We start from the raw sequence: 23,979 nt of genomic DNA, 5'->3' as shown, positions 1-23,979 counted from the left end.
CCGCGCCGTGCACCGGGTGCGGCGGCCCCGGTCCGTGTACGGCGCCGCCGGTGCCGTCGTCCTGCCGCGAGGGGCCCGTACGTCCACGGCGTACGGGCCCCTTGACACGCATCCGACCCTTTGGGCACTCTTCCATTAAGCAGAAAGCAGATTCCGCAATACGAAATTACTGGGTTGCGGAGCTACTCGCCACCGGACGGACGCTGGAGACCCATGCCCCGCGACACCGAGCGCTACGACGTGAACCTGTCGATCCTCTTCACCGAACTCCCGCTGCTCGAACGGCCGGCGGCGGCCGCTGCGGCCGGATTCGACGCCGTCGAGCTGTGGTGGCCGTGGACCGACACCGCCACTCCCCCGCAGAGCGACCTCGACGCGCTGCGCAGCGCGCTCACCGACGCGGGCACGCGGCTCGTCGGCCTGAACTTCTACGCCGGCGCGCTGCCGGGCCCCGACCGGGGCGCGCTGTCGGTCCCCGGCCACGAGTCCGACCGCTTCCGCGCCAACGTCGACGTGGCGGCCGACTTCGCCGCGTCCGTCGGCTGCACCGCGCTCAACGCGCTGTACGGCAACCGTGTGGACGGCGTCGCCCCCGAGGCGCAGGACGTGCTGGCGCTCGAGAACCTGGCGCTGGCCGCACGCGCCGCGCACCGCGTGGGCGCGACGCTCCTGATCGAGGCGCTCAACGCGCCGGAGTCGCCGCGCTACCCCCTGCTGACCGCCGAGGACGCGGTCGCCGTGGCCGACCGGGTCAACGAGGCGACGGGCCTCGGCAACGCCGCCTTCCTGCTCGACCTCTACCACCTGTCGATGAACGGCGCCGACCTGCCCGCGGTGATCGGCCGGTACGCGGACCGCACCGGCCACGTGCAGATCGCCGACAACCCGGGCCGCGGCGCGCCCGGCACCGGTGCGCTGCCCCTGGACGACCTCGTCGCACGGCTGCGCAAGGCGGGCTACGACGGCTGGATCGGCCTGGAGTACAAGCCGGGCGACCGGCCGAGCACCGAGGCGTTCGGCTGGCTGGCCGGCTGAGCCCGTCCTCCCGCACGGCCGGGGCCCAGGCCCGCGGCACCACCCCGAGCACATCGAAAGGTTCCCGTCATGACCGACCTTCCCCAGATCGCGTGGATCGGCCTCGGCATCATGGGCTCGCCCATGTCCGAGAACCTGATCAAGGCCGGTTACCCCGTGACCGGCCACACCCTGGAGCAGGAGAAGCTGGACCGCCTCGCCGCCGCGGGCGGCACCCCGGCCGCCTCGATCGCCGAGGCCGTCGCGGACGCGGACGTCGTCGTCACCATGGTCCCCGCCTCGCCGCAGGTCGAGGCCGTCGCCTACGGCCCCGGCGGGATCCTCGCGCACGCGCGGCCCGGCACCCTGCTGATCGACATGTCCTCGATCACCCCGCAGACCTCGGTCGACCTGGCCGCGGCCGGCGCCGAGAAGGGCGTACGCGTCCTGGACGCGCCGGTCTCAGGCGGCGAGGCCGGTGCCGTCGAGGCGGTCCTCTCCATCATGGTCGGCGGCGAGCGCGCCGACTTCGACGCGGCCAGGCCGCTGTTCGACGCGCTCGGCAAGACGGTCGTGCACTGCGGCCCGCACGGCGCGGGGCAGACCGTGAAGGCCGCCAACCAGCTGATCGTGGCCGTCAACATCGAGGCGTGCGCGGAGGCCGTGGTCTTCCTGGAGAAGTCCGGAGTCGACCTGTCCGCGGCGCTCGACGTGCTCGGCGGCGGGCTCGCCGGTTCGACGGTCCTGGCCCGCAAGCGGGACAACTTCCTCCGGCGGGACTTCGCGCCGGGCTTCCGCGTCGACCTGCACCACAAGGACATGGGCATCGTCACCGACGCGGCCCGCGCGGTGGGCGCGGCCCTGCCGGCCGGCGCGGTGGTGGCGCAGCTGGTCGCCTCGCTGCGCGCGCAGGGCGACGGCGGGCTCGACCACTCGGCGCTGCTGCGCGCCGTGGAGCGCCTCTCGGGCGAGCGGGTCTGAGCCGCGGGCCGCGGGGCGCTCCCGCGGCCGGCTCCCCCGGAAGACCCCGGGCGGCGGTGGCGCCGACACCTGTCATGTCGCGCCCAGGCGCCGCCGCCGCCCGGTACCGGCCGTCCGTGCCCGGCACCCCGCCACGGGTGCCCCGCTCCCCGCGGGGCCCCTGGGGCCCGCCCGGCGCGGACCGCGAAGGGCCGCGGTGCGCGGGAGGCCGGTGCGGCGGCCGAGGGCCGCGCGTCCCGCGGACGTGAGGGCGGGCGCGCGGGACCGCGCGCCGCGCACCGCGGCCCCACCGCCCCGTCCCCGCGGGTCGGTCAGGCCACCTGCCGCCGTACGAGCCCGGTCAGCCGGCCCGCCGGGTCGGCGAGCAGCGCGGCGGGCGGGCCCTGTTCGACCACCCGGCCGCCGTCCATCACCACCACCCGGTCGGCGTCGAGCACGGTGCTCAGCCGGTGCGCGATCACCAGCCTGCTGGCGCGCAGGCGCCTGGTGCTCTCCATGACGACGCGCTGGGTCTCGTTGTCGAGCGCGCTGGTGGCCTCGTCGAAGAAGAGGATCCGGGGGCGCCTGACGAGAGCCTGGGCGATCATCAGCCGCTGGCGCTGCCCGCCCGAGAGGGCGCCGCCGCCCGCGGTCATCGTGTGCAGCCCCATCGGCATCCGCTTGATGTCCTCGGCGAGCCCGGCGAGTTCGGCCGCGGCCCACACCTCCTCCTGCGTGTACGGCTCGGCGCCGCGTATGCAGTCGAGGATCGAGCCGGTGAGCGGCTGTGCGTTCTGCAGGACGACGCCGCACTGCCTGCGCACGGCCGACAGGTCGAGCGCCGCGAGGTCCTGGCCGTCGTAGAGCACGCTGCCCGAGACCGGCCGGTCGAAGCCGATCAGCAGCCGCAGCAGGGTCGACTTGCCGCAGCCGCTCGGCCCGACGACCGCGACGAACTCCCCCGCCGCGACCTCCACGGTCACGTCGTCCAGCACGAGCGGGCCCTCGTCCCCGTACCGGAAGGACACCCCGCGCGCGGCGAAGGCGCCGGTGAGCACGCCGGGCGCCGCGCTGCCCTCGCGCACCTCGGGCTCGCCGCGCAGCACCGGCCGCACCTGCTCGTACAGCGGCAGGGCGGCGACCGCGGAGACCAGCGCGCCGGTGAGCTGGGTGACCGAGGTCAGCAGCATCGTCACGGAGGTGTTGAAGGTGAGGAACGCCGCGGACGAGAGCGTGCCGCGCGCGGGGCCCGCGAGGGCCATGAACATCAGCAGGGTGCACAGCGGCAGGTAGACGGCGTCGACCACCGTGTTGACGTTCTTGATGTGCCCGGCGCGCTGCTGCATCGTCCGGGATTTGGCGAACTCCCGCGCCCAGGCCGCGTACGCGAAGGGCTCGGCGGCGGCGACGCGCAGCTTGGGCAGTCCGCGCAGCGTCTGGAAGGCCTGGTTGTTGAGCTTGTTGCCGAGCTTCACCAGCCGCCGCTGCCAGCGCACCTGCCACAGTCCGAGCACGAGGAAGACCGCGGTGACGACCGCGAGCATGCCGAGCGCGGCGAAGGCGAGGGGCACGCTGAAGTAGAGCAGCAGGCCGAAGTTCATCAGACCGACGGTGGTGGACTGGAGGACGACGGGCGCGATGCCGGAGAGCACCCGGCGCACGGCGCTGACGCCCATGGCGGCGCCGGCCAGCTCGCCGGTGGAGCGCCCACCGAAGAACGCGGTGGGCAGCCGCAGCAGCCGGTCCCACACGGCGGGCTGGAGGGTGGCCTCCATCCGGCCTTCGAGCCGCAGCATGGTGAGGTTCTGCAGCAGTCCGAAGGCGGCGGACACCGCGCCCGCGACCATCACGGCGACGGAGACCTGCACGATGAGGCTGCTCTGCGCGCGCGGCACATACGCGCCGAGGACCCGGCCGGTCGCGAGCGGCACGAGCGCGCCGAGCGCGACCGTGACGAGCCCGGCGAGCACCAGGGCGCGCAGGTCCCCGCGGGCGCCGCGCAGGGCGAAGCGCAGCAGCCGCAGCGGGTGCAGCGGGCGCTGCGGCAGCGGCCGGTAGAACATGACGGCGCGCGGCGCGAAGTCCTCCGCGGTACCCGCGGTGACCCGGGTGCGCGACCCGCTGAGCGGGTTGACCGCCTGGTATCCGCCACGGCGCCACAGCAGGGCGACCGGCGCGCCCGAGCGGGCCCGCGCGCCCACCAGCGGGCCGACGTCGGTGCGCCACCACTCTCCGGCGAGCCGCACGGGCCGGGTGCGGACCCTGGCGTGCGCGGCGATCCGCTCGACGGGCCCGAGCCTTGAGCGGGCGGCGCCGCCGTCGCGGGGCGGGTCACCGAGGGCGATGCCGGTGGCGGAGGCGACGAGGCGGCACACCGCGAAGACGGCGTCGTCGCCCGTGTCGGGGGCGGCTGCCCGCTCGCGTGCCGTGCGGCCGCGGCGCTCCAGGGAGGCGACGAGGGCCCGGTCGGCGCTCTCCCGCTCGCGCTCACCCGCCCTGATGCCGGCGGCGGTGCGCTCCTCGTGGGCCTGTTCGCGGGTGTCGATCCACCGGTCGACGGCGGCGAGGAGGCGGTACTGCTGGGCGACCATGCCCTGCCACATGGCGGCGTCGACCAGGAGGTCGCCCGCGAAGTCGGCGCTGTACGCGGCGCCGTGCTCGACGCTGCCGGGCGGTACGGGCATCCAGAGGACGTCGTCGTCGGCGACGGCGTCGGCCGTCGGGTCGTCCCCGGCGAGCCGGGCGTCGAGCGGCGCTTCGAAGAGGGCGCCGAGGCCGCGGGCGATACCGAGCGCGAAGGCGCTCTCCAGCGCCGACTGCTCCTGCGGCAGCGGCTGCTGGGGGTGGCGGGTGAGTTCGCGCAGCGGGATGCGGCGCAGGACACAGCCGGGCCCCGGCCTGCCGAGCAGGGTGTGCCTGGGCCCCTCCACGGGCCCGAGGAGGAGGGTGCCCGCTTCGAGGCGGCCGAGGAAGTGCCAGGGCCCGCCGCCCGCCGCGTCCACGGCGAACAGGTCGAGGACCCCGGCGGCCACCAGCCAGAGCACGAGCGGCCCTTCGAGGTCGACCCCGGTGCCGTCCGCGGTGCCGGCGGGCGTACCGCTGCCCGCGAGGGCCGCCGTGACGGCGTCGTGCCCCGCGTGTCCTGTGCCCGGTCCTGTCGCCGTGGTCATCTCAGCGCTCCTCGACCAGCGCGGCGTACGGGCCGCCCGCCGCCACCAGATCGGTGTGGCGGCCTCGTTCGACGACGGTGCCGTGGTCGAGCACGACGATCTCGTCGCTGTCGCGCACGGTGCTCAGCCGGTGCGCGATCACCACGCAGGCGCAGCCGCGCCGCCGCAGGTTGTCCATGATGACCCGCTCGGTCTCCGCGTCGAGGGCGCTGGTGACCTCGTCGAGCACGAGGACGCTGGGGCCGCGCACCAGGGCCCTGGCGATCTCCAGCCGCTGGCGCTGGCCGCCGGAGAAGTTGCGGCCGTCCTGTTCGACGCGGGTATGGATGCCGTCGGGTCTGCGCGCGATCACGTCGTCGTAGAGCGCCGCATCCCGCAGGGCGGCGACGACGGCCTCGTCGGGCACGGACGGGTCCCAGAGCGCGACGTTGTCGCGTACGGTCCCCTCGAAGAGGAAGACCTCCTGGTCGACGAAGGACACGGAGGCGGCGAGCGCGCCGCGCGGGATGTCCTCGATGCGCCGGCCGTCGATGGAGATGGTGCCCTCCCAGGGCCGGTAGAGGCCGGAGATGAGCCGGGAGACGGTGGACTTGCCGCTGCCGGAGCCGCCGACGAGCGCGACCTGCCTGCCGGGCCCCACGGTGAGCGAGAACCCCTTGAGCAGCGGGGCGTCGAGCGGGCTGTAGCCGAACGTGACGTCTGCCAGGGCGACATGGCCGGTGAGACGGCGGGTGCTCGGGTCGCCGCCGTCGCGGGTGTAGAGGCTGTCGGCGGGGAAGTTCTCCACGTCCTTGAGCCGGGTGACGTCGGCGGCGAAGTCCTGGATGCGGCCCGCGACGCCGTTGAGCCGGGTGATGGGCGCGGTGAAGCGGGTGACGAGGGCCTGGAAGGCGACGAGCAGGCCGATGGAGAGATGACCCTCGACGGCCCGCAGCCCGCCGATCCACAGGATGAGCGCGCTGTTGAGGGTGGCGAGCAGCGGGGCGACGACGGCGAGGGCCGCGCTGGGCACGCCGAGGCGCTGCTGTTCCTCCAGGGTGGTGGCGTGCTGCCCGGCCCAGCGGCGGAAGAAGCCGTCCTCGCCGCCGGTCGCCTTGAGGGTCTCGATCAGCTGGAGCCCGGTGTAGGAGGTGGTGGTGAGGCGGGCGCTGTCGGCGCGGAGCTTCTGCGTGTGGGTGGCGCGCAGCCGGATCACGACACGCATGGCGACGACGTTGAGGAGTGCCACCAGTACGCCGATGACGGTGAGTTGGGGGTCGTAGGTCCACAGCAGCACGGCGTAGAGCAGGACGACGAGGCCGTCGACGCCTGCCGCCGACAGGTCGCGGGCGAGGGTCTCGGCGACGGAGTCGTTGGACTGGAGGCGCTGGACGAGGTCGGCGGGGCTGCGCTGGGCGAAGAAGGTGACGGGCAGGCGCATCAGGTGGCGCATGAAGCGGGCGCTGCCGAGCGTGGAGGAGATGATGCGGCCGCGCAGCAGGTTGGCCTGCTGGAGCCCGGTGAGGACGGCGGTCAGCGCGATCGTCGCGGCCATGGCGGCGAACAGCGGGCCGAGGAGCGACGACTGGCCGCCCACCAGGAACATGTCGATGTACGTGCGGCTGAGCGCGGGCACCGCGGCGCCGGTGGCGACGAGCAGCAGTCCGGCGAGGAGCGCGGCGAACAGGGTGCCCGCCGTGCCGCGCAGCCGGGCGGGCAGGGCGCGCAGGACGCCGGGGCGGCGCCCGCCGGTGGTGAAGGCGCCGGTGCGCTCGAAGACGAGGGCGACGCCGGTGAAGCTGGTGTCGAACTCCTCGGCGGGCACGAACCTGCGGCCCTTGCCCGGGTCGTTGATGTGGACGCCGCGGGTGCCGAACCTGCGGCCCATGCCGTCGTAGACGACGTAGTGGTTGAACTCCCAGAACAGGATGGCCGGGCCCTGGACGTCGGCGAGGGCGGCGGACTCCATCTGCATGCCCTTGGCGCCGAGGCCGTAACCGCGCGCCGCCTTGAGGAGGTTGCTGGCGCGGGAGCCGTCCCGGGAGACGCCGCAGGCGATGCGGAGCTCCTCCAGCGGGACATGCCGGCCGTGGTGGGCGAGGACCATGGCGAGGCAGGCCGCACCGCACTCGACGGCCTCCATCTGGAGGACGGTGGGCGTGCGCACGGTGCGTGCGCGGCGCTTGGCAGGGGCGGGCTCGGACCTGGCGGGGCCCGTGCGGTGGCGGCCGTGGCCGCCTGGCGGGAGCTGCCGCTGCGGCGGCACGGTGGACCCGCTCACGGCAGCAGCCAGGAGGCGGGGTGGCGGCGCGCGACGGTCACGGACCCGTCGGCGGGGGTCATCGAGGCGAGCGCGAACGGCGGTCCCGCCGGGGTGGACCAGGCGTAGCCGGACTTGGTGCCGCGGGCGGTGTCGAGGCCGACCAGGACGGCGACGGGCTGCCCGTCGCGGCTGAACTGCTCAGCGAGGGACGGGTCGCCGAGGAAGGCGGCGATCTGCCGCCGGGTCTGGGCGCCCCGGCCTACGGCCTTGACGGTGCCGTGCAGGACGCCGTACTGCTGCTCGGGCACGGAGGGCAGGCTGAGGTCGACGTGCTGTCCCGGTGCCACGGACGCGCCGCCGGAGGCCTGCACGTACACCATCGCGAGGAGGGGGTCGTCGGCGTGGGCGGCCCGCTCGACGGTCGCGACGTCCGCGCCAGTGGTGACGACGGCCCCGATGGTGGCGGTCAGCGACGTGACGCGCCCCGCGGCCAGGGCGCGCACCTGGTCCGTGCCCCCGTGCGCGAGGCGCACCGTGACCAGCGGCGCGCCGGTGGCGACACGCTGGCCCTCCTGCGCGAGCACGGCGGTGACCTGCCCGGCGACCGGGCTCTGGAGCACGTAACTGCCTTGCCCGTAGGTGAGGATGCCGGGCGCGGAGACGGTGGACGTGACCTGTCCCGCGACCGCCCACAGCGCCCCCGCGGCCATGGCGGCGAGCGTCACCGCGAGGGTGATCAGGCCGCGGGGGCGGGCGAGCCGCACGGGGAGGTCGAGCTCCTCCGGCGACTGAAGTTTACTGAGCGCCTGTTGGCGGAATTGCACGGCGGTCTTCCCGGTCTTCGCTCACACGGAAACGTGCCCCGGCGCCCGTACGGGATACGGGCCCGGGACACGTGTCAGTCAGTCACAACTGGTCGTACGACCGGTTGCTCAGAGGCCGCTGACGAGGCCCGTCACGGCGGACGTGTTCACCAGCGGGTCGACGGTGTTGTCGACGGTCGACAGCACGCCGCTGACGTTGACCACACCGGAAACGGTGCCGACGACACCCGAGACGGTGTCACCGACGAGGCCACCGGACACGTTGTCCAGGTCGGCGTCGGCGATTTCCTGGGTCTCGACCTGGGGGGTGGAGTTCATCAGTGATGCTTCCCTTCGGATGGCTCTGATTCGGCACGCGTCCGGCACCTGCGCCTTCCCCGTCAGGGACGAAATCGCCGTGGTGCCGGCTGCGTGCGATGGGATGTAAGCACGGACGTCTTCCGGGCAGCCACCTGCGGCGGCGGCCCCCGGTCCACATGTGCCGTTGATCTGTTGGGTGTTGTGACGGGCCCGCCATGGGGGCGGTGCGCTTCCTTCACACCGCGGTCCGAACATCGGTCAGTGGCCGCCGGACCCACCCGCGCCAACCTCGCATTCCGTCCCTGCCGAGCGGCCGGAGGGGCGCGCGCCCAGGGAGGCGCTGTGCAGCGCGGGGCGCAGGACGCTTGCAATGTGCGGGTTATTCACAGAAGGGATTCGCACAGGCTTCCGTAACGGTACGCGTACGGAGGAACACGCTCGGTGCGGGAGGGGTTCGGGGCGGCCCCGGGCGGGCGCCGGGGCGGAGACGTTCCGTTCTCAGCGGGTACGTATGCGGGTACGTATGTGAGGGCGGACCCCGACGGAAGGAGACGTCCCATGACCGGTAAGGACGACACGGGCAGCGAGGCGATGGGGGTCGACCCGGCGCGGCTCGGGGACCAGCAGCTGCTGCGCGAGCTGGAGACACTGCACCGCACCCGGCACGACACGCTGCTGCACGGGTCGCAGGACGCCCTGGACACCCACAACACGCGCACGGCGCAACTGGAGGGCGAGTACCTGCGGCGCCACCCCAAGCGCCATGTGCTGGCGGCGCGCACCCGCGAGGGGGCGCGCGGGCGCGGGATGTGAGCCCCCCGCGCCCGGCGCCCCGCGCTCAGGAGGCCAGGCCGGCCAGTTCGGTGCCCGCGAGGAGGAAGCCGCCCACCGCGAAGTCGGCGGTGCTGTCGTAGGTGACCGGCTGGCTGGAGTCGGGACGGTCGCCCACCTTCTGCACGTAGCCGAGGGTGCCGTCCGGGTGGACGGCGGTGGCGACGAGGCCGTTCCAGGCGCGGGCCGCGACGGGCAGGCGGGCGGCCCGGTCGACGAGCCCTGCGGCGACCGCGTAGGCGGTGCCGTAGGCGAAGAAGACTGTGCCGCTGGTCTCCGGGCCGGGGAAGTGCTCCGGGTCGGCAAGGTTGACGTTCCAGAAGCCGTCGGCGCGCTGGACCCGGGCGACCGCGTCGATCAGCCGCTTGAGCGTGTCGCGGTACTCGGCGGCGTCGGAGCGGTCGGCGGGGAGGGCTTTGAGGGTCTTGACATGGCCGGCTGCGACCCAGCCGTTGCCGCGCGACCACACCACGGGCTTGCCCGAGGGCGAGAGGATGCCGCCGGGCAGGAAGTTCTTGTCCCGGTACCAGAGGCCGGTGGCGGGGTCGAGGAGCCCGGGGCCGCCCTCGGCGCTCTTGGTGTGGGTGTAGAGGCTGTGCAGCTTGGTCCAGTAGGCCGGGTCGCCGCGCAGGGCGCCGAGCCCGGCGAACGGCGGCATGCCCATGTGCAGGGCGTCGTCCCACCACCAGTCGTCGTTCTTGTCCACCGGGTCGACGGCGGTCATGCGGTGCAGGCAGGTCTCGATCGCGGTGAGTTTGGCGGGGTCGGGCTCGGCCTCGTACAGGTCGAGGTAGACCTGTCCCGCGCACTGGTTGTCGGCGTCGCGGGTGGTGGTGCCGCCGTTCAGGCCGTAGGCGCGGCTCTCCGCCCAGGAGCGGGCGCGGTCGAGGTAGCGGGCGTCCCGGGTGAGCCGGTACAGGGCCATGAGGCCGCTGTAGAAGGTGGCGTTGGCCCACAGGTTGTCGCCGGTGTCCGGGTGGGCGGCGATCCACCGGTCGGCGACCTTGCGCAGCACGGCGGTGATGTCGGCCCGGGAGGGCAGGGCGTCCGCGCCGGCGGACGCCGGGCGGGTGGCGGTGCGCGGTGCGGCGGCCCGCGCTACGCCGCCGAGCAGGGGTGCCCCTGCGGTCGCGAGCGCGGCGCCGGTGCCGAGGAAGTGCCGTCGGTCCATGGGAGGGCCTTCCGTGGTGGGGGTGGTGTACGGGGGTGGGGGCGTACGGGTCGGAGCAGAGATGACCGGAGACACCGGATATTCACGTCCATGAACAGCAGGTATCCCCATGAACTGGCGCCAGCGTAAAGGACTGGACCACGGCGCCACCAGACTCGCGACACCGCCGGCCCCGCCGGAGCGGGCCGGCCAGGGCGGCCGAGCGACATCCGGGCAGAGGCTTAAGTTGACTCTGTCAAATCTGACCTCTAGATTCGACGGCGCCGGCTCGACACCGCCGGACGGCGCACCCCCGGCCGCCACGACCCGAGACACCCCAGGAGCCAGAGGAATGAACTGCTACGACTGCCAGCAGCTGAGCGCGCGGACGGCCGCGGTCGGCACCTGCGCGCACTGCGGCGTGGGCGTCTGCTCCCACCACGGCGAGGTCGTACGCCCGGCCGTACGCCACTTCAGCGGCATGACGGCGGCCCGCGTCGGCAGGGGCGCCCCGAGGATCGCCTGCCCCACGTGCCGCACGGCCGGGCACACCGCCCCCGCACCCGCGTAAAATTGATCCGGTCAACTGTGTCGCCTACTGTGGGGAGTGGCCGAAGGAGTGTGACCCCCACCATGGAGACATCGGCGAAGAACCCGCCGAGGACGGCGACCGAGCTGCTGCGGCAGAAGGGGCTGCGCAGCACCGCGCAGCGCCGCGCCGTGCTCGACGCGCTGACGGCCGGCTCCCATGCCACCGCGGCGGAGGTCGAGCAGCGCATCGAGGCGGCGCACCTGGCCGCCGGGCTGTCCCGCCAGGGCCTGTACAACGTGCTGGACGACCTGACGCGCGCCGGCCTCGTCCGGTGCATCGAGCCCGCGGGCTCCCCCACCCGCTACGAGCTGCGCGTCGGCGACAACCACCACCACCTGGTGTGCCGTGCCTGCGGGCGCATCGAGGACGTCGACTGCACCGTGGGGGCCGCCCCGTGCCTCGACCCGCTCGACGCCAAGGGCTTCGCGCTCGACGAGGCGGAGATCACCTGGTGGGGCGTGTGCGACGCGTGCCGTCCGGCGGACGCCTGACACCGCAGGGCGCGTCCGGCGGCGCACCGCGCGCCCGGCGGCCCCGGCTCGGGCAGGATGGTGGGGGTGAGCAATCGGGACACATCGGATGCCGCCACCGCCGCTATCGAGGGCGAGCCGCGCTTCCTCGACCCCGCGGTCTTCACCTCGCCGCGGCTGCTGGGTGAGCTGCTGCACCCGGATTTCCGCTCGTCCGGCGCCTCCGGCAGAGCGCGGGCCCGCCAGTCGTACATCGACGAGCTGCGCGAGTGGGGCCCTGCCGTGACGGCCGCGGGCACGGTCAGCCGGCGCGTGGCCCGGGAGCTCGCCCCCGACCTGGTGCTCCTCACCTTCGACGTCAGCGTCGGGGAGCGGCGGGCGCACCGCAGCTTTCTGTGGCGCAGGACGGCAAGGGCCGGCTGGCAGCTGTACTTCACCCAGGGCACCGGCTTCACCCCCGAGGACATGGAGCCGCCGCGCTGACGGGCGCGGCGCACTCCCGGAGGCGGCGGCGCGTCGGACGACCACCACGGCGGGCAGCCCGCGCAGGGCCCGGCCGGGCCCGGGCCCGAGCCGGCGCCGGCCGCCGGGCCTTCGGGCTCGACGGCCGGCCCGGCCAGGCCGCCGCGCCCGGTGCGGCGCGGCGAGCCGCTGCAGCGGCTCCTGTTCGGCGGGGTGTACGGCTCGGTGCTGGCGAGCGCGCTCGCCGCCGCGCTCGGCAACGAGGGCGGGCGGCCCGACCCCGGCTACGACGCGGCATGGGTGTGCGCCGCTGCGGTGGCCGCCGCGGCCGCCCACGGGTACGCGCACGCCATCGCCCACCGCAGGATCGTCCGCGGCAGAGTCACCCCGCGGATCCTCGCCTCGGTGCTCAGCGAGTGGCCGCTGCTCGCCGCTGCGACGCCGACCGTGGTGGCCCTGCTCGGCGCGTACGCCGGGTGGTGGAGCGAGGAGGGCGCACTCGACGTCTCGCTAGCGCTCAACACCGCCGCCCTCTTCGGGTGGGGGCTGTGGGCGGCGCGGGCCGCCGGGCAGAGGTGGCTCGCCTGCTGCCGGGCCGGGGGCGCCGACGTGCTGCTCGGCCTCTTCATCGTCGTGGTGAACGTGCTGACGAAGTGAGGGGCTGTTCCTGATCCCCGGTTCTGCGCGCGGACCTGGGTCCCGCGCCGGCGTGGTGTCCGGGGCACCGGCCGGGGAGAGGAGCTGTCGGGCTCGCGGCGAGCGGCCGAGGCCGGGTGCCCGGGGTGCCGCGGTGTTCTGCTCGGCGGCGCCGGCCCGGGAGGACGAGGTCACTCGTAGTCAGGCAGGGTGAGTGCGCTGTATGTGGCGTGCGCAGGCTCGGCGGGGAGGGCCGAGAGCGCGCGGAGGGCCGCGTTGCGCTCCTTGAGGGACTCCTCGGTCGCGGGGAAGAGGGCCGTGTCGCCTCCGTTCGCGAGTTCCTGGTTGAGGGTCACGAACGGCCGCAGCACCCTGTCGTAGGCGTCGAACGCCTCCGCGTGGCCGGTGTGCGTGGCCAGCTCTCCGGCCAGGACATACGCGCCGACCAGGGCGAGGCTGGTGCCCTGCCCCGTCAGGAACGACGGGGCGTAGGCGGCGTCGCCGACCAGGGCGACCCGGCCACGGGACCAACTCGTCATCCGTATCTGGCTGATGGCGTCGAAGAACAGGTCCGCGGCGGCGCGCATCCCGGCGACCATCCGGGGAATCTCCCAGCACTCGTCGGGGAAGGCGGCAGCGACCAGTTCGCGCTGCGCGTCCAGGTCGCGGAAGACGCCGAAGGGCGGGTCGGGGCGCTTGAAGGAGAGCAGCCCGAACACTTGCCCTCCGGAGCCGGCGGCGTAGAGGGCGGCGCGCCGGCTGGGGGTGTTCCACAGCATGCCCTCGTGGGAGAGCCCGAGGTGGTTGGGCACGGTGAAACCGGCGAAGCACGCGCCGAGGTAGTGGTGGAAGGGCTCCTCTGGGCCGAAGACCAGCCGGCGGGTGTGGGAGTGGATTCCGTCCGCCCCGATGACGACGTCGAAGGTGCGGCGGGCGCCGCTGCGGAAGGTCACCCCGATGCCGTCGGGACGGTCGTCGAGGGTGGCGACGGAGTCGTCGAACAGGAACGTGGCGGACTCGCGGACGGCGTCGTAGAGGGCCTCGGTCAGGTCGCCGCGCTGGACCTCGAGGTCTCCGTCCGCACCGATGGCCATGCTCTCGGCGCTCAGGGCGGCGATGGTGCTGCCGTCGGCGTCCACGAAGGTGACACGGCGCGTGTTGACATGGGCCTTCCGCAGCCGGGGCAGGATGTTCATCCGCCGCACGACCTCCAGGGCGGTGCCGCGGATGTCGATGGGGTAGCCGCCACCGCGCACGGCGGCCGCCTTCTCGACGACGGTGACGTCGAAGCCGTGACGGTGCAGCCAGTAGGCGATCGCAGGTCCGGCGATACTCGCACCGGAGACGAGGACGGAGCGGTCGCGGTGGCGGCGGTGTGTCTCGGTCATGTTCGGTCCTTCGGGTTTGTCGGTGTTTTCCTGAGGTGCGCCTTCGGCGGGACGGGCTTCCCGGGGCACTGCTCCCCGCTGGTCGTGTCGGCGGGCACGACAGCCCGGCCCTGCCGGTGGCCAGGTACGGCCCTGTGGTGACGGCGCGGCACGGCAGGTTCAGGCTGTCGGCCAGTACCCGCCGCCGCCGGCGCCGGCCCGACGGGGCGCGGCCCAGCGGCGCGGCGCCGTCGAGGTCTTGGAACTCGTCGTCGTGGGCGGCCCGTTCGAGCCAGGACCGGAGTGCGTCGCCCAGCGCTCCCACGGCGGGCAGGAACCGGTACCTGGGCCGGCGGGAGGTGCCGGCGCCTGCAATGAAACTACACCGTGCAGTGCAGCAAGTAAACCGGACGGTGTAAAGTTGCCCTCGGAGGTGGAAGTGAACTCTGCCGGCAGGGAGAAGACGGTGCGCGAGGGCTCCTCGGAGAAGCGGAAGGCGATCCTCGCCGCCGCCCGGGACCTGTTCGTCCACGAGGGTGTGGACCGCGTCAGCATGGACGCCGTCGCGGCCCGGGCGGCCGTCTCGAAACGCACCGTGTACGACTACTTCGGCGACAAGCGGCGCCTCTTCCTGGCCATCCTCTCCGACGTGTCCGAGTCACTGCTGGCCACGGGCCGCCGGGCGATCGAGGAACACCTCGCGAAAGACGCGCCGATCACCACGGTGCCGCAACTGGAGGCGGCCTTCACCGCGTTGGCGATCGACCTCGGCACGGCGGTCGTCGGCTCCGCCGACTACTCCGCCGGGTTCGCCCTCGTCGCCCAGGAGCGCCTGCGGACACCGACGACCGAGGACGACATCGAGACGGCGCCGATGCAGGCGGCGCTCGCGGAACGCATCGCCCACTTCGCCGATGCCGGGCTCCTGGACACGGACAACCCGCGTCTGGCCGCCGATCACTTCGGCGCCCTGACTCTCCTGCTGGCCTACGAACGCCAACCGGTCCCCGCCCACGCCGACCCCGACCGGATCCGCCAGACCATGATCGACGGAGCGCGCGCGTTCATCCGCGCGTATGCCGCGCGCTGATTCGGCCGGCGCCGCGGCACCGAGTCCGACGACGTACTCGCGACCGAGCGCCGACGTCGGCCGCCGAGGCCCTCGGGGCCGGCACCTGGACGCCGCGGCGCGGCGCCAGAGCCGTCACCGCGATGTTCCTCGAAGGCAGCGGGCACCCGGGCACGCCCGGCGCCGGACACCGAGGGCACGAGCGCCTTCCGAACCGGGCGCCGCCCTACTGCTCGGACGAGACGAGCTCGTCGGCGGCCCCGTTCACCGGCTGCGGGGTGCCGGTGAGGTCCATCACGAAGAGGGGGACGCCCAGTCCGTCGGCGCGGGCGCGGGCCCCTTCGGTGTATCCGGCCAGCGAGAACACCACGGCGGCCACCGTGTCGTACCGGCCGTACAGCCAGACGCGTTCGACCGCGCGCAGCGTGGTGCGGCTGGTGGTGGGGTCCACCCGGGCGACCACCTCGGGCCCCCGCAAATCGACGCCGGACTCGGGGCGCCGCTCGGCGGCGACGCCGTGGAAACCGAGCCACCGCAGATAGAGCCCGGCCGCGGTGACGGCGTCCCGCGCGGTGCGGATGGTCAGCGGGCGGAACGAGGGCCGGGGCGCGGCCGCGGTGCGGGGCAGCGGGATGTGCGGGGGGCCCGCCTGCCCCCCGGGAGGCAGGGCGGGCGCCTGCGGGGCCGCGGGCTGGACCGGGATGCGGAGCACCGTGCCGCAGGGGCAGCCGAGCCGGGGCTGCGGCCAGTGCCCTTCGCGCCCGCAGGCCGGGCAGCGCACGAGGACCCACTCGTCACTCCTGGAGCGGTGCGGCACCGGCTCGGGCCTGGCGCCCGAGCACAGCGGCGGGACGACAGGGGCTCCGCAGGCGCAGGCGTAGGCGGGCGGGGCGTAGCGGTGTCTGCGCCCGCAGACCGGGCAGTCCACGCCGACCGGTCGTTGCGCCTCCATCACGTGCCCCCTACGCCCGTTGCCGCCGCGCGGCCGGTTGCGCCGCGTGGACCATCGTCCACCACGAGCGACGCGTTGGGGAGAGGACCCCGGGCTCCCCCTTGACCCCGCGGCCGATCGGCTCCTACATTCTTTCCGTATAGCAAAACAACACTTCCACATTACGGAATTGGCGCTCTCAGGTGGCGCGACAGAGCCCGAATCCGCCAGCCGAATGAGGAGCGCTCATGCCTCGAATGACCGCCGCCCGCGCGGCAGTTGAAATCCTGAAGCGCGAAGGTGTCACCCATGCCTTCGGTGTGCCGGGGGCGGCGATCAACCCCTTCTACGCCGCACTCAAGGCGGCCGGCGGCGTCCAGCACACCCTGGCCCGCCATGTCGAGGGCGCCTCGCACATGGCAGAGGGCTACACCCGCGCGCACCGGGGCAACATCGGCGTCTGCGTCGGCACGTCGGGCCCCGCGGGCACGGACATGATCACCGGCCTGTACTCGGCGATCGGCGACTCGGTCCCGATCCTGTGCATCACGGGCCAGGCCCCGACCGCCGTGATCCACAAGGAGGACTTCCAGGCCGTCGACATCGCCTCGATCGCCCGGCCCGTCACCAAGGCGGCGACGACGGTGCTTGAGGCCGCGCAGGTGCCCGGCGTCGTGCAGCAGGCGTTCCACCTGATGCGGTCGGGCCGGCCTGGGCCCGTACTGGTCGACCTCCCGCTCGACGTGCAGCAGACGGAGATCGAGTTCGACCCCGAGACCTACCAGCCGCTGCCCGTCTACCGCCCCGTGGCCTCGCGGGCGCAGGCGGAGAAGGCCGTGCGGATGCTCGCGGCGTCCGAGCGGCCGCTGATCGTCGCGGGCGGCGGGGTGGTGAGCGCGGACGCCTCCGCGCTGCTCGTGGAGTTCGCGGAGCTCACCGGCACCCCCGTCGTGCCGACGCTGATGGGCTGGGGAACGATCGCCGACGACCACGAACTCAACGCGGGCATGGTGGGGTTGCAGACCTCGCACCGCTACGGCAACGCCACGTTCCTGGAGTCCGACTTCGTGCTCGGCATCGGCAACCGCTGGGCCAACCGGCACACCGGCAGGCTCGATGTCTACCGCGCGGGGCGCACGTTCGTGCACGTCGACATCGAACCCACCCAGATCGGCAAGATCTTCGCGCCCGACTACGGGATCGCCTCCGACGCGGGCGCCGCGCTCGCCCTCTTCGTCGAGGTGGCGAAGGAGCTCAGGGCCGCGGGCGAACTCCCCGACCGCAGCGCCTGGGTGGCGGCCGCGCGCGGGCGCAAGGCCACCCTGCACCGCAGGACGCACTTCGACGACGTGCCGCTCAAGCCGCAGCGGGTGTACGAGGAGATGAACCGCGCCTTCGGCCCCGAGACCCGGTACGTCTCCACCATCGGGCTCTCACAGATCGCCGGGGCCCAGATGCTCCACGTCTACCGGCCGCGCCACTGGATCAACTGCGGCCAGGCGGGCCCGCTCGGCTGGACGATCCCCGCGGCCCTCGGCGTCGCGACGGCCGACCCGGAGGCGAGCGTGGTGGCGCTCTCGGGGGACTACGACTTCCAGTTCATGCTGGAGGAGCTCGCGGTGGGCGCGCAGCACCGCATCGGCTATGTGCACGTGCTGGTCAACAACGCCTATCTGGGCCTGATCCGGCAGGCACAGCGCGCGTTCGACATGGACTTCCAGGTCAATCTGGAGTTCGAGAACATCAACTCGCCCGAGACCGGCGGCTACGGGGTCGACCATGTGAAGGTCGCGGAGGGACTCGGCTGCCGCGCCCTCAGGGTCACGGAGCCCGACGCGCTGCTGCCGGCCTTCCAGGAGGCGAAGAAGCTGGCGGCGGAGCTGCGCGTGCCCGTCGTGGTGGAGGCGGTGCTCGAACGCGTCACGAACATCTCGATGAGCAGCACCGACATCGCCTCGGTCCACGAGTTCGAGGATCTTGCGACCGCGCCGGGCCACGCGCCCACCGAGATCCTCCCGCTGGCCTGAGGCTGGCGGGAGCCCCGGGAGGGACGGCCCCGGGGAGCGCAGAGGGCCCCGCGCCGCGACCGGCGCGGGGCCCGCGCACGTGCCGCCCCGTGCCGCGACCGGCCCACCCGGCCCACCTGGCCCACCTGGCCCACCTGACCTGCCTGATACACCTGACGGCCCATCACGCGGCCTGCACCGCGGGCCCGTTGGCGCGACGTCAGACAGCGGGCGCCGCCAGGCCGTCGAGGAGCAGGTCGATCATGCGGCGCACCCGGTAGTCGGGGAAGGTCCCGACGCCGACGCAGAGGTTGCCGACCGCGAGCATGAAGTCGTAGGCCCGCACGTCCGCCCGGCTGCGCCCGGCCGCCGCCGACGCGCTCAGCAGCTGGTCGAGCACGGGGAGCAGGCGCTCGACGAACTCCTCGTGCAGGCTCTCGAACCCGGCCTGGTCGGAGTGGAGCGCCTCGGCGAGACCGTGCTTGGTGACCAGGAAGTCGGCGAACCGGTGCACCCACAGCCGCAGGGACTCGTACGGGGTGCCGGCGGCCTGCGGGGTCCGCGCGGCGGCGGCGAGCTCGTCGAGCTGGTGCCGGAAGACACCGACCACCAGGTCGGCCCTGGTGGGGAAGTGGCGGTAGACGGTGCCCATGCCGAGCCCCGCCTCCGCGGCGATCTCGCGCACGGGGGCGTTGATCCCCGCGCGGACGAAGACGGCCGCGGCGGCCTCCAGGAGCGTCCGCTCGTTCCTGCGGACGTCCGACCGCCTGCTCTGGCCGGCGCCGGCCTGCGGAGTGGTGTCCCTGGGCATCGCGGAAGCCTCCCGTTGCAAAGCGGAGCAATGCTCCGTATGGTGATGTGGAGCGGCGCTCCGCATCCATCGTGCCAGAGCGCGCCGCCGGCCGTGCTGCCCACTCGGAAAGGCATCCCCCTGATGAACCTGATGAACCACACCACCGAGGCCGCCCCGGTCGTCTCCGTCGCGCCGGTCACCCTGACCGTGCCGGGACGCGGCGAGGACCTGCGGGTACGGGTCTCGGCGCCGGTCACGGGAGACGGCCTGCCGGTCGTCCTCCTCTCGCACGGCGCGACGCTGACCATGGACGACTACGAGCCCCTGGCCGGCCGCTGGGCCGCCCACGGGTTCGTCGTCGTCCAGCCCACCCACCTCGACTCGGCCGGCCTCGCACCCGACGACCCGCGCACCCCTGACCTCTGGCGCATCCGGGTCGACGACCTGGCGGCGATCCTCGACCGCCTGCCGGCCGTCGCGGGCGCGCTGCCCGGCCTCGCCGGGCGCGTCGACCGCGTCCGCGTGGCGGTCGCGGGGCACTCGTGGGGCGCGCAGAGCGCCTCGGTGCTCGCGGGCGCGCGGGTCGTCGGGGCCGACGGCGTACCCGGTGAGAGCCTGGCCGACCCGCGGGTCCGCGCGGCGGTGCTGCTCAGCCTGCCGGGGACGGGCGGCGCCGGCCTGAGTCCTTTCGCCGCCGAGCACTTCCCGTTCATGAGCCCCGACTTCGCGGAGATGAAGACGCCGAGCCTGGTCGTCGCGGGCGACCACGACCAGTCCCCGCTGACGGTGCGCGGCCCCGACTGGTTCACCGACGGCTACCGCCTCGCCCCCGGCGCCACCGATCTGCTGACCCTGTTCGGCGCCGAGCACGGGCTCGGCGGCATCCAGGGCTCCCACGACACACGGACCACCGACGAGAACCCCGAGCGCGTGGCGCTCGTCGGGCAGGCGACGCTCGCGTACCTGCGCACGGCGCTGCGGCTCGACGACGGGGCGTGGCCAGCCGCCAGGCGGGCCCTGGCCGCGGCGGACGCCCCGCTGGGCCGGGTCGACACGAAGTGACGGCCGCCCGCGCGGGGTCACTCCCCCGCCGCGGCCGCCAGGCGCTCGCGCAGTTCGACCTTGCGCACCTTGCCGCTGACGGTCATGGGGAAGGAGTCCACGACCTCGACGCGGTGCGGGACCTTGTGGCGGGCGAGGCGCTCGGCGCAGTAGGCGGCGATCTCCTCGGCACCGGGCGGGTCGGCCGGGTCCCTGGGGATCACGCAGGCGGCCACCGCCTCGCCGTAGCGCTCGTCGGGCACGCCCACCACCTGCACGTCGGCGACCTTGGGATGGGTGTGCAGGAACTCCTCGATCTCCCGGGGATAGATGTTCTCACCGCCCCTGATGATCATGTCCTTGATCCGGCCGACGATCTCCACATAGCCGTCGTCCCTGATCACCGCCAGGTCGCCGGTGTGCATCCAGCGGCCCGCGTCGAGCACCTCGGCGGTGTGGGCGGGGTCGTCCCAGTAGCCGAGCATCACGCTGTAGCCGCGGGTGCACAGCTCCCCCGCCTCGCCGCGCGGCAGGGTGGTGCCGGTCGCGGGGTCGACCACCTTGACCTCGATGTGCGGCAGCGCCCTGCCCACGGTGCCGGTGCGCCGCTCCAGGTCGTCGCCGCGCCGGGTCTGCGTGGAGACGGGCGAGGTCTCCGTCATGCCGTAGCAGATGGCCACCTCGGTCATGTGCATCTCGGTGACGACCCGCTTCATCACCTCCACCGGGCAGGGCGAGCCCGCCATGATGCCGGTGCGCAGCGAGGACAGGTCGTACGCGGCGAAGTCGGGCAGCCCGAGCTCCGCGATGAACATGGTGGGGACGCCGTACAGCGAGGTGCACCGCTCCCGCCGCACGGCGTCCAGGGTCGCGGCCGGGTCGAAGGACGGGGCGGGGATCACCAGGCACGCGCCGTGCGACGTGGCCGCGAGACACCCCATCACCATGCCGAAACAGTGGTAGAAGGGCACCGGGACGCAGATCCGGTCGGCCGCGGTGTAGCCCACCGACTCCCCGACGAAATAGCCGTTGTTGAGGATGTTGTGGTGGGAGAGCGTGGCGCCCTTCGGGAAGCCGGTGGTGCCGGAGGTGTACTGGATGTTGATGGGGTCGTCGCAGGACAACGTGGCCTCGCGGGCGGCCAGTTCCCCGGCGGTGGCGCCGTCGGACGCGGCCGTCAGCTCGTCCCAGGACCGTTCCCCGATGTAGTGGACGGCGCGCAGGGCAGGACAGTCGGGCCTGAGCGCGTCGACCATCGCCCGGTAGTCGCTGGTGCGGTGGGCGGGAGTGGCGATCAGCACCGAGACGCCGGACTGCCGCAGCACGAACGCGGCCTCCGGGGCCCGGTAGGCGGGGTTGAGGTTGACCATGACCGCGCCGACACGGGCCGTCGCGTACTGCACGAGCACCCACTCGGGGCAGTTGACGGCCCAGATGCCCACCCGGTCGCCCTTGGCGACGCCGAGGGCGAGCAGGGCGCGGGCGAGCCGCTCCACGTCGGCGCCGAACTCCGCGTAGGTCCAGCGGCGGCCCGAGGCCACGTCGACCAGCGCGGGCGAGGCGCCGTGGGCGGCGACCGCGCGGGCGAGGTTCGCGCCGATGGTGTCGCCGAGCAGCGGCGTGGTGCCGGTGCCGTGGGTGTACGAGAGCCCGGCCGCGCCGGAGTCCTCCGTCATGTCAGGTCCTCCTCCGTGTACTCCGCGCCCGGCTCCGCGCCCGCGGCGGTGCGCTCGCGCAGCTCGATGCGGCGGATCTTGCCCGAGACGGTCTTCGGCAGTTCCGCGAACTCGATGCGCCTGACCCGCTTGTAGGGGGCGAGCACCGCGCGCGAGTGCGCGAACAGCGCCTTCGCCGTGTCGGGTCCCGGCTCCCAGCCTTCGGCGAGCACCACGTACGCCTTGGGCACGGCGAGCCGCAGCGGATCGGGCGCGGGCACGACGGCGGCCTCGGCGACCGCCTCGTGTTCGAGCAGCGCGCTCTCCAGCTCGAAGGGGCTGATCTTGTAGTCGCTCGCCTTGAACACGTCGTCGCTGCGGCCCACATAGGTGAGGTAGCCGTCCGCGTCCCTGGCGGCGATGTCGCCCGTGCGGTAGTGGCCGCCCGCCATGGCCTCGGCGGTGCGCTCCGGGTCACCGTGGTATCCGGCCATCACGCCGACCGGGCGGTCCGCGAGGACGACGCCGATCTCGCCCTCGGCCGCGCCGGGTTCGCCGGTCACCGGGTCGAGCAGCTCGATGGCGAAGCCGGGCAGCGGGCGGCCCATCGAGCCCGCCTTGACCAGCTGGCCCGGCGAGTTGGCGACCTGGACGGCCGTCTCCGTCTGCCCGAAACCGTCCCTGATGGTGACGCCCCACTCGCGCCGCACGGTCTCGATGACCTCCGGGTTGAGCGGCTCCCCCGCGGCGACGACCTCGCGCGGCGGGGTGCGCAGCTGCGTCAGGTCGGCCTGGATCAGCATCCGCCACACGGTCGGCGGGGCGCAGAAGCTGGTGACGCCGGCCTCGTCCATCTCGGCCATCAGCCGCACCGGGTCGAAGCGTGTGTAGTTGTGGACGAAGACCGTGGCCTCCGCGTTCCACGGCCCGAACAGGTTGGACCAGGCGTGCTTGGCCCAGCCGGGCGAGGCGATGTTCAGGTGCACGTCGCCCGGCTTCAGCCCGATCCAGTACATCGTCGCGAGGTGGCCGACCGGATAGGAGACATGGGTGTGCTCGACGAGCTTGGGGCGCGCGGTGGTGCCCGAGGTGAAGTAGAGCATCAGCGGGTCACCGGCGGCGGTCGGCCCGTCGGGCGCGAAGTCGTACGGCGCCGCCGCGGACTCCTCGTAGGCGAGCCAGCCCGGGGGCAGCGGGTCGGCCCCGACCGCGATCCGGGTGTAGCCCCCGGGCACGCCGTCGAACTTGGCGGTGTCGGCGGCCCGTACGAGGACGTGCCGCGCCCCGCCGCGCTCCACCCGGTCGCGCAGGTCGACCGTGCCGAGCAGCGGCGTCGCGGGGATGACGACGGCCCGCAGCTTGATCGCGGCGAGCGCGGTCTCCCACAGCTCCACCTGGTTGCCGAGCATCACGACGATCCGGTCGCCCGCCCGCACGCCGACCGCGCGCAGCCAGTTGGCGACCTGGTCGGAGCGGGCGGCCAGCTCGGGGAAGGTCCGCAGGGCGCGGGTGCCGTCCTCCTCGACGATGTGCAGTGCGGGCCGGTCCGCGTTGCGGGGGTCGGCGGCGATCTCGTCGAACCAGTCGAGGGCCCAGTTGAAGTGCGCGGGCCGCGGCCAGGCGAACCCGTCGTACGCGCCCCGGTAGTCCTCGCGGTGTGCCAGCAGGAAGTCGCGTGCCGCCCTGAACTGCCCGGTGGGACCGTCCGGCGCCGCGTCCCTGCCGGTGGTGCCGCCTGCCGTCATCGTGGTGCCCCTCTTCGTCGCCGGCTTCCTTGCCGGACCCTTGACCCGCATCGTGCAATCAGTGATACAGGTCTCACCACCCCCGTACGGGGGTGACGCGGAAAAGCGGCGGAAGGTGCGGACGCGTGACGGGTGCGGGCGAGTCGCGGGAGGTCAGGTCGGCGCTGGCCGGGCTGCGCAGATCGGCGGGTCTACCGGTCGCCTTCGGCGGGCTGCTGCACGACGCGGCGAACCTCAGGCTCACCGAGCTGACGGGCGCGACCACGGCCGCGCTGCGCGGCCTGCGGATCTCGTCGGGCCTCGGCGTCGGCGGGAAGGCGCTGGCGCTCGCGAGGCCGTGCGGGGTGGCCGACTACGCGGCGGCGCGCCACATCAGCCACGAGTACGACACGGCGGTGGCGGCCGAGGGGCTGCGCTCCGTCGTCGCGGTGCCGGTGGTCGTGGGGCGGCGGGTGCGGGGCGTGCTGTACGGGGCGCTGCGGACGCCGCTGCCGATCGGCGACCGGGTCTTCGACGCGGCGGTGGCCGCTGCACGGGACGTGGAGCAGGCGCTGGCAGTCGGCGACGAGGCGCGCCGGCTGCTGGACCGCGCGGACGGCGCCGCGGCGGCCGGTCCCGGCGCGCCGCTGTCCCCTGGCGCCTGGGAGGAGGTGCGGGCGGCCCACGGCGAGCTGAGGGCGCTCGCGCCGCGCATCGCGGACCCCGGGCTGCGCGCGGGGCT

At 73.9% G+C, this 23,979-nt stretch carries 21 protein-coding genes; 11 read left to right on the top strand and 10 right to left on the bottom strand.

Annotated elements, in window-relative coordinates; genetic code table 11:
* Positions 1-213 precede the first annotated feature (213 nt).
* Together ABEA77_RS11555 and ABEA77_RS11550 are read left to right on the top strand one after the other, a co-directional pair.
* Positions 214-1,035, top strand: a complete 822-nt coding sequence (locus tag ABEA77_RS11555; RefSeq protein WP_345644945.1) for a TIM barrel protein — start codon at positions 214-216, stop codon at positions 1,033-1,035.
* Between the two features lie 69 nt (positions 1,036-1,104).
* Entirely contained in the window at positions 1,105-1,995 is an 891-nt protein-coding gene (locus tag ABEA77_RS11550) for a 2-hydroxy-3-oxopropionate reductase (protein WP_345644942.1), read from the top strand.
* A 311-nt stretch (positions 1,996-2,306) separates the two neighbouring features.
* On the opposite strand, the gene ABEA77_RS11545 is transcribed toward ABEA77_RS11550, so the two are convergent.
* The 4 genes from ABEA77_RS11545 to ABEA77_RS11530 all read right to left on the bottom strand — a co-directional run bounded on the left by ABEA77_RS11545 (position 2,307) and on the right by ABEA77_RS11530 (position 8,528).
* Entirely contained in the window at positions 2,307-5,144 is a 2,838-nt protein-coding gene (locus tag ABEA77_RS11545) for an NHLP bacteriocin export ABC transporter permease/ATPase subunit (RefSeq protein WP_345644939.1), read from the bottom strand.
* A gap of 1 nt (position 5,145) precedes the next feature.
* Positions 5,146-7,404 carry an NHLP family bacteriocin export ABC transporter peptidase/permease/ATPase subunit gene (locus ABEA77_RS11540; protein WP_425588259.1) on the bottom strand — a complete coding sequence of 753 codons (2,259 nt, stop codon included), beginning with the start codon at positions 7,402-7,404 and terminating at the stop codon, positions 5,146-5,148.
* On the bottom strand, positions 7,401-8,210 hold the full coding sequence (locus ABEA77_RS11535) for an HlyD family efflux transporter periplasmic adaptor subunit (RefSeq protein WP_345644936.1): 810 nt from the start codon (positions 8,208-8,210) through the stop codon (positions 7,401-7,403). Before ABEA77_RS11535 ends, ABEA77_RS11540 begins: the two co-directional genes overlap by 4 nt.
* A 108-nt stretch (positions 8,211-8,318) precedes the next feature.
* Positions 8,319-8,528: a type A2 lantipeptide gene (locus tag ABEA77_RS11530; RefSeq protein ID WP_345644933.1), complete on the bottom strand. Its 210-nt coding sequence runs from the start codon at positions 8,526-8,528 to the stop codon at positions 8,319-8,321.
* 540 nt (positions 8,529-9,068) lie between these two features.
* On the opposite strand from ABEA77_RS11530, the gene ABEA77_RS11525 reads away from it, so the two are divergent.
* Entirely contained in the window at positions 9,069-9,323 is a 255-nt protein-coding gene (locus tag ABEA77_RS11525) for a DUF6158 family protein (RefSeq protein WP_345644930.1), read from the top strand.
* A gap of 25 nt (positions 9,324-9,348) precedes the next feature.
* Here ABEA77_RS11525 and ABEA77_RS11520 read toward each other — a convergent pair whose 3' ends face one another.
* Positions 9,349-10,512: a glycoside hydrolase family 88 protein gene (locus ABEA77_RS11520; protein ID WP_345644927.1), complete on the bottom strand. Its 1,164-nt coding sequence runs from the start codon at positions 10,510-10,512 to the stop codon at positions 9,349-9,351.
* A 331-nt stretch (positions 10,513-10,843) separates the two neighbouring features.
* On the opposite strand from ABEA77_RS11520, the gene ABEA77_RS11515 reads away from it, so the two are divergent.
* The 4 genes from ABEA77_RS11515 (at position 10,844) to ABEA77_RS11500 (ending at position 12,672) form a co-directional block, all read left to right on the top strand.
* Entirely contained in the window at positions 10,844-11,062 is a 219-nt protein-coding gene (locus ABEA77_RS11515) for a DUF2180 family protein (RefSeq protein ID WP_345644924.1), read from the top strand.
* 62 nt (positions 11,063-11,124) lie between these two features.
* Positions 11,125-11,574, top strand: coding sequence for a Fur family transcriptional regulator (locus ABEA77_RS11510; RefSeq protein WP_345644921.1), 450 nt, complete (start codon positions 11,125-11,127; stop codon positions 11,572-11,574).
* Between the two features lie 66 nt (positions 11,575-11,640).
* Complete coding sequence (locus ABEA77_RS11505) at positions 11,641-12,036, top strand: DUF4440 domain-containing protein (RefSeq protein ID WP_345644919.1); 396 nt, start codon at positions 11,641-11,643, stop codon at positions 12,034-12,036.
* A 150-nt stretch (positions 12,037-12,186) separates the two neighbouring features.
* Complete coding sequence (locus ABEA77_RS11500) at positions 12,187-12,672, top strand: hypothetical protein (RefSeq protein WP_345644916.1); 486 nt, start codon at positions 12,187-12,189, stop codon at positions 12,670-12,672.
* Positions 12,673-12,842: 170 nt separating this feature from the next.
* On the opposite strand, the gene ABEA77_RS11495 is transcribed toward ABEA77_RS11500, so the two are convergent.
* Positions 12,843-14,039 (bottom strand): FAD-dependent monooxygenase, encoded by a 1,197-nt coding sequence (locus ABEA77_RS11495; RefSeq protein ID WP_345644913.1) that lies wholly within the window; start codon positions 14,037-14,039, stop codon positions 12,843-12,845.
* Positions 14,040-14,457: 418 nt separating this feature from the next.
* Here ABEA77_RS11495 and ABEA77_RS11490 point away from each other — a divergent pair, with 418 nt between their 5' ends.
* Positions 14,458-15,108, top strand: a complete 651-nt coding sequence (locus ABEA77_RS11490; RefSeq protein ID WP_345644911.1) for a TetR/AcrR family transcriptional regulator — start codon at positions 14,458-14,460, stop codon at positions 15,106-15,108.
* Between the two features lie 205 nt (positions 15,109-15,313).
* Here ABEA77_RS11490 and ABEA77_RS11485 read toward each other — a convergent pair whose 3' ends face one another.
* On the bottom strand, positions 15,314-16,039 hold the full coding sequence (locus ABEA77_RS11485) for a hypothetical protein (RefSeq protein ID WP_345644908.1): 726 nt from the start codon (positions 16,037-16,039) through the stop codon (positions 15,314-15,316).
* 227 nt (positions 16,040-16,266) lie between these two features.
* Here ABEA77_RS11485 and gcl point away from each other — a divergent pair, with 227 nt between their 5' ends.
* Entirely contained in the window at positions 16,267-18,045 is a 1,779-nt protein-coding gene (gene gcl, locus ABEA77_RS11480; RefSeq protein ID WP_345644905.1) for a glyoxylate carboligase, read from the top strand.
* 199 nt (positions 18,046-18,244) lie between these two features.
* Here the strand turns inward: gcl and ABEA77_RS11475 are convergent, their stop codons facing one another.
* Positions 18,245-18,835 (bottom strand): TetR/AcrR family transcriptional regulator, encoded by a 591-nt coding sequence (locus ABEA77_RS11475; protein WP_345644902.1) that lies wholly within the window; start codon positions 18,833-18,835, stop codon positions 18,245-18,247.
* Between the two features lie 132 nt (positions 18,836-18,967).
* On the opposite strand from ABEA77_RS11475, the gene ABEA77_RS11470 reads away from it, so the two are divergent.
* A complete protein-coding gene (locus tag ABEA77_RS11470; protein ID WP_345645214.1) occupies positions 18,968-19,879 on the top strand; it encodes an alpha/beta hydrolase family protein in 912 nt (303 codons plus the stop codon).
* 17 nt (positions 19,880-19,896) lie between these two features.
* Here ABEA77_RS11470 and ABEA77_RS11465 read toward each other — a convergent pair whose 3' ends face one another.
* Positions 19,897-21,534, bottom strand: coding sequence for an AMP-binding protein (locus ABEA77_RS11465; protein ID WP_345644899.1), 1,638 nt, complete (start codon positions 21,532-21,534; stop codon positions 19,897-19,899).
* Positions 21,531-23,258, bottom strand: a complete 1,728-nt coding sequence (locus ABEA77_RS11460; RefSeq protein ID WP_345644896.1) for an AMP-binding protein — start codon at positions 23,256-23,258, stop codon at positions 21,531-21,533. Before ABEA77_RS11460 ends, ABEA77_RS11465 begins: the two co-directional genes overlap by 4 nt.
* Positions 23,259-23,383: 125 nt before the next feature.
* Between ABEA77_RS11460 and ABEA77_RS11455 the strand changes: the two genes are divergently transcribed.
* The coding region (locus ABEA77_RS11455; protein WP_345644893.1) for a GAF domain-containing protein at positions 23,384-23,979 on the top strand (596 nt) is incomplete at its 3' end.

The organism is Streptomyces tremellae, from assembly GCF_039540215.1.
In the GTDB taxonomy this organism is placed as follows: Bacteria; Actinomycetota; Actinomycetes; order Streptomycetales; family Streptomycetaceae; genus Streptomyces; species Streptomyces tremellae.
This window is presented reverse-complemented; position numbering and strand designations above follow the sequence as displayed.

Bases quoted from the DNA above. Each gene is read 5' to 3' on its own strand.
- ABEA77_RS11485 (WP_345644908.1), bottom strand. From the start codon at position 16,039: ATGGAGGCGCAACGACCGGTCGGCGTGGACTGCCCGGTCTGCGGGCGC.
- ABEA77_RS11475 (WP_345644902.1), bottom strand. From the start codon at position 18,835: ATGCCCAGGGACACCACTCCGCAGGCCGGCGCCGGCCAGAGCAGGCGG.
- ABEA77_RS11510 (WP_345644921.1), top strand. From the start codon at position 11,125: ATGGAGACATCGGCGAAGAACCCGCCGAGGACGGCGACCGAGCTGCTG.
- ABEA77_RS11520 (WP_345644927.1), bottom strand. From the start codon at position 10,512: ATGGACCGACGGCACTTCCTCGGCACCGGCGCCGCGCTCGCGACCGCA.
- gcl (WP_345644905.1), top strand. From the start codon at position 16,267: ATGCCTCGAATGACCGCCGCCCGCGCGGCAGTTGAAATCCTGAAGCGC.
- ABEA77_RS11555 (WP_345644945.1), top strand. From the start codon at position 214: ATGCCCCGCGACACCGAGCGCTACGACGTGAACCTGTCGATCCTCTTC.
- ABEA77_RS11515 (WP_345644924.1), top strand. From the start codon at position 10,844: ATGAACTGCTACGACTGCCAGCAGCTGAGCGCGCGGACGGCCGCGGTC.
- ABEA77_RS11525 (WP_345644930.1), top strand. From the start codon at position 9,069: ATGACCGGTAAGGACGACACGGGCAGCGAGGCGATGGGGGTCGACCCG.
- ABEA77_RS11530 (WP_345644933.1), bottom strand. From the start codon at position 8,528: ATGAACTCCACCCCCCAGGTCGAGACCCAGGAAATCGCCGACGCCGAC.
- ABEA77_RS11470 (WP_345645214.1), top strand. From the start codon at position 18,968: ATGAACCACACCACCGAGGCCGCCCCGGTCGTCTCCGTCGCGCCGGTC.
- ABEA77_RS11495 (WP_345644913.1), bottom strand. From the start codon at position 14,039: ATGACCGAGACACACCGCCGCCACCGCGACCGCTCCGTCCTCGTCTCC.
- ABEA77_RS11550 (WP_345644942.1), top strand. From the start codon at position 1,105: ATGACCGACCTTCCCCAGATCGCGTGGATCGGCCTCGGCATCATGGGC.
- ABEA77_RS11460 (WP_345644896.1), bottom strand. From the start codon at position 23,258: ATGACGGCAGGCGGCACCACCGGCAGGGACGCGGCGCCGGACGGTCCC.
- ABEA77_RS11465 (WP_345644899.1), bottom strand. From the start codon at position 21,534: ATGACGGAGGACTCCGGCGCGGCCGGGCTCTCGTACACCCACGGCACC.
- ABEA77_RS11545 (WP_345644939.1), bottom strand. From the start codon at position 5,144: ATGACCACGGCGACAGGACCGGGCACAGGACACGCGGGGCACGACGCC.